Raw genomic sequence first — 4354 nt, forward strand, 5'->3', positions numbered from 1 at the left:
TGGCATGCGGACACACTTTTCTTTACTTAACCCGTGCTCGCCGTTTACCTCAATGATTGGTAATCCGTATGGCTGTAGCAACTTTGTCTGAACGGTGGAATACTGGGGGTATGGCAAACAACGACTCTGTTATTCAGAAACTGTCCACCGAAGAATCCCTTGAGCTGCTGGCTACGCAGACTTTTGGGCGACTGGTTGTTCGTCGTAAAGACGATATGGACCTTTTCCCGCTGAACTACGTCGTTCATGAGGGAAGCATTTACTTCCGCACTGCCGAGGGGTCGAAGCTCTTTACTGTTTCTCTGAACCACGATGTTCTTTTTGAGGCCGACTTTGTTGACAAGGATGCTCAGAAGGCCTGGTCGGTCATCGTAAAGGGTGACGCAGAGGTTCTCACCTCCCGCGCGGATATTAACGCTGCAGATGAGCTGCCGCTGAAGCCCTGGCTGCCGACGTTAAAGTACAACTACGTGCGCATTACCCCGAACGATGTTTCGGGTCGCCATTTCCACCTCGGGGAGGAGCCGAATCGCTACGAAGTGTAGCGGTGGCATACGGCACTTTTGCTTTACGACGGTGGGGCTCCGTCGTGAAGCAGAGATAGCAGCGTGCAAAGGCAGCTTTTAGTGACTGAGCACCGCCGTTAGCTGTTTTTTAAAAATTGTTGGGTTAAATTACCCAAAAGCGCCCTAAGTGAGATTCAACCCGTTACAGTCGCAAATGTGACGTGCACCATAGAATCGACCGATGGGGTGCCAGCGCAGCCCGATGTGCGCAGGCAGTCTCCACGTATGCAGAAGATCGTAGATGAAGCGCGCGCGATGCTGCGCGAATCGGGCTGGAGTGCTATCAGCATGCGCCGCCTAGCGGCGCGGCTCGATGTGAAGGCGCCATCGCTGTACAAGCACATCAGCGGTAAAGAAGAGCTCCTTCAGCTGTTGCTGACCGAGAGCCTCGAGAATCTGGGCAAGCGTATTCATGCTGCCATTGATGAGGAATGCACTTCGGCGTCTCTGCTGCAGGCGTACCGCCAGGCAGTTCTCGACGATCCGCATGGTTACCGGCTGATGAGTCGCACTAATTTCGTGAATGTCGTCTCGCCTTCGTCGTTGGATGCCTGGATTCGCGATGCATTCATTAAGGTTGCCGGCGATGAGCCTAAGGGATTGGCCATGTGGGCGTTCGCCCACGGTTTGGTGACCGCCGAGCTGGTCCAGGATGGTTCACCTGCGCTGGAACCCAGCGCCGAAGCCGGTGCGGCAGACAGCTTGGCCGCAGTTGGGGCTATTTGGGACGCTGGCGCGGAGGCCTTCTCTTAAGGGGTTTGCTGCTCTGTCCGGGACGCTAGATCGGTGGCCCGGGGCAGTAGCCTAGCGCCACCAGGAATCGGCCGGTCCGGGCGGGACGGCTCGCTTGTGCCGGGAAATGGAGTAGAGGTGCTCGATTCGCGCGGCATCCTCATCTGAGACAGCCTTGCCTTCGAGGTAGTCGTCGATGGCGGTATAGGTCACCCCGAGCGCAACTTCGTCGGGAAGCGCAGGGCGGTCTTCTTCCAGGTCGGCCGTCGGCACCTTCTCCCACGTACTGGCTGGTGCGCCGAGGTGACGGAGTAAGGCCGCGCCCTGGCGCTTGCTCAGCCCCTGCAGCGGGACGAGGTCGCAGGCGCCGTCGCCGTGCTTGGTGTAGAAGCCGGTGACCGCCTCCGCGGCGTGATCTGTGCCGATGACCAAAGCGCCGTCAACACCCGCCACTGCGTACTGGGCAATCATTCGCATGCGGGCCTTAATATTTCCCTTGTTGAAATCGCTGATAGCGCTGCCGGCCAGGGCATCGGTGACCTGGGTGGTTATCGCGGCGGTGGCCGGTGCGATATCGATAGTTAGCCTTTGGTCAGGCTGAATGAATTGCAGTGCCACCTGTGCGTCGTCCTCATCGGCCTGGACGCCGTGGGGGAGGCGAATGGCAATGAAAGTGGCATCCTCACCGCCGTCGCGAAGCTTTTCGACGGCCAACTGCGCTAGACGCCCGGCCAGCGTGGAGTCTTGGCCGCCAGAAATTCCGAGCACGAATCCCTTGGCGTGCGCGGTGCGGAAATAATCGCAGAGAAAATCGACTCGGCGGCTGATTTCCTCGGCGGCATTGATGGTGGGCTGGACGTGGAGGTCGTTAATAATCTCCGACTGGAGGGGGTGTGGGAAATCCTGTGTGCCTACTGGTGTCATGAGCCTCACTCTACCGCTAGTTCAGGACGGGAAAAGGGATGATTTTCCTGCCAGAAGAGTGCCAAAACTCTCATCTTTATCGAGTAAGTGCTGTTCGGATAGGGGGTCTTTGGCCGGACGGTGGCAAGATTTCCAGCGTGAGTACAACCGAACAGAATAAGACTGGACCGAACCGGGAAACCACCACAACTCGGTCGATAGCCGTGGCTATCATCGCCGCTCTGGGCGGCCTCCTCTTTGGTTACGACACCGGTGTCATCTCGGGCGCGCTGCTGTATATCCAGCGCTCTTTTGAGCTGACTCCAGGACAGGAGTCCACTGTCACCGCCATGCTCTTGGTCGGTGCGGCTATCGGTGCGTTCCTGGGCGGTCGCGTAGCGGACTCCCTGGGGCGCCGTGGCACCATCCTGCTCGGAGCGGTCGGCTTCATCATCGGCAGTATCTGGTGTGCTTTCGCTACTAGTGCGTTTTCGCTGGGTGCTGCGCGTACTTTGCTCGGCGTCTGTATCGGTGGTGTTTCCATCGTCGTACCGATGTACATCTCCGAAATGGCACCACCGCATGTGCGTGGACGCCTGGTCAGCCTGAACTCGCTGATGATCGTGATTGGTCAGCTGGTGGCGTTCCTCACCAACTCCGCCCTAGCCTCCTCCGGTAACTGGCGACTCATGCTTGGACTCGGCGCTGTCCCCGGCATCGTGCTGCTCATCGGCATGCTGGTTCTGCCGGACACTCCGGCCTACCTCGTCCGTCGAGGACAGGAGGGCAAGGCGCTGGCCGTGCTGCGTCAGATGCAGGGAGATGAGGCGACCCTGGCTGAGGTTGCCGTTGATGAGGCGTCGTCAAGCGCCGATCAGCGTGCAGCCGAGCGCCTTGCCGTGAAAACCCCGTGGGTGCGACGCACCGTCATTATTGCGATGCTCATTGGTGTGACGCAACAGGTCACGGGCGCGAACGCGATTATGTATTTCGCGCCGACGATGATGAACAAGGTTGGCTTGTCGACGGAAAGCTCTGTCTATACCTCCATCATCATCGGTATCGCCTCGGTGATTTCGTGTGCAATTGGTATGAGCATCATTGACCGCGTTGGTCGTCGGCGAATGCTGATTATCGGTTTGGTGGGCTGTGCAAGCTCGCTGCTCGTGCTGGCGCCCGTCTATGGTTTGTCGAGTAACTCTTCGACGGGTGCCATGATGTCGCTTCTGCTGATGACCGTATTTATCGTGTTTCAGCAGGCGGCTGTGTCGGTGGCGACCTGGCTCCTGATTTCCGAGATCATCCCGACAGAGGCTCGTGGCCTGGGTATGGGGCTGGCAGGGCTCGCGCTATGGGTTGCGAATTGGTTTGTGGCGCAGGCTTTTCTTCCGATGGTGGATGCTGTCGGTGGTGCGTGGTCGTTCTTCTTCTTTGCCATTACGGGCGCAATTGCGCTGGTATTCACCATCAAGGCGGTGCCGGAGACCTCAGGTAAGACGCTTGCCGAGGTCCGCGAGTACATGATTGCCGCTGCCAAGTAGAGAAGTGGAAGCAGTTGCAACGTGGGGAGTCGCGATCTTGGGGTTGCCCGTCAAAGAACATTTTTCCCCCGGATTTTTGGAGTTATTCCGCTTATTAGGTAGTATGGCAACTCGTGTCGTAACGCATCCTCTTTGATATTTCTTCGGATTATCAGGAAGGGTGCGTTGCCAGGCAGTCACTGGGGTGATTGTCCGGGGAGAGTGCAGTGTGCACATTCCCGTTTCGGAGCCGAGTAGAAAGGAGCGCCCGAATGAAGGTCCGCAAGTCCCTTCGGTCGCTGAAGAACAAGCCGGGCGCTCAGGTCGTGCGCCGTCGTGGCAAGGTCTACGTGATCAACAAGAAGGAGCCGCGCTTCAAGGCCCGTCAGGGCTAAGCCTTATTTAGGCTAGCGCGAAGCAAATAGCTTCCTCATTTATTGCCAAAACCGCAATCTGAAGTCGCAGTTTTACTGTGGCCAAAGGTTGCGGTTTTTGGTTTTTGGAGGAGGTAGGTTCAGGCGGTGACAGCGTTTATGGCTGGGGGCGGTGGGGCGATGGAAGTTACTGACTGCGTTTATGTCAAAATTGGCCCGAAAATTGGCTGGTAGGGTCAGGCGGTCATTGCATCATGGA

General features: G+C 57.7%; 5 protein-coding genes. 4 read left to right on the top strand and 1 reads right to left on the bottom strand.

Annotated features, from left to right (window positions below; genetic code table 11):
- Window positions 1-110: 110 nt before the first annotated feature.
- Complete coding sequence (locus HMPREF2878_RS07475) at window positions 111-545, top strand: pyridoxamine 5'-phosphate oxidase family protein (protein ID WP_048732964.1); 435 nt, start codon at window positions 111-113, stop codon at window positions 543-545.
- A gap of 177 nt (window positions 546-722) precedes the next feature.
- Window positions 723-1319 (top strand): TetR/AcrR family transcriptional regulator, encoded by a 597-nt coding sequence (locus HMPREF2878_RS07480; protein WP_224784081.1) that lies wholly within the window; start codon window positions 723-725, stop codon window positions 1317-1319.
- A 51-nt stretch (window positions 1320-1370) separates the two neighbouring features.
- On the opposite strand, the gene nadE is transcribed toward HMPREF2878_RS07480, so the two are convergent.
- A complete protein-coding gene (nadE, locus tag HMPREF2878_RS07485; RefSeq protein ID WP_016422247.1) occupies window positions 1371-2222 on the bottom strand; it encodes an ammonia-dependent NAD(+) synthetase in 852 nt (283 codons plus the stop codon).
- Window positions 2223-2260: 38 nt separating this feature from the next.
- Here nadE and HMPREF2878_RS07490 point away from each other — a divergent pair, with 38 nt between their 5' ends.
- Together HMPREF2878_RS07490 and ykgO are read left to right on the top strand one after the other, a co-directional pair.
- Window positions 2261-3742, top strand: a complete 1482-nt coding sequence (locus HMPREF2878_RS07490; protein WP_141744329.1) for a sugar porter family MFS transporter — start codon at window positions 2261-2263, stop codon at window positions 3740-3742.
- A gap of 251 nt (window positions 3743-3993) precedes the next feature.
- Window positions 3994-4116 (top strand): type B 50S ribosomal protein L36, encoded by a 123-nt coding sequence (ykgO, locus tag HMPREF2878_RS07495; protein ID WP_005511141.1) that lies wholly within the window; start codon window positions 3994-3996, stop codon window positions 4114-4116.
- The last annotated feature ends 238 nt before the right edge of the window (window positions 4117-4354 follow it).

Source organism: Corynebacterium sp. HMSC065H09, assembly GCF_001812845.1.
Taxonomy (GTDB): domain Bacteria; phylum Actinomycetota; class Actinomycetes; order Mycobacteriales; family Mycobacteriaceae; genus Corynebacterium; species Corynebacterium jeikeium_D.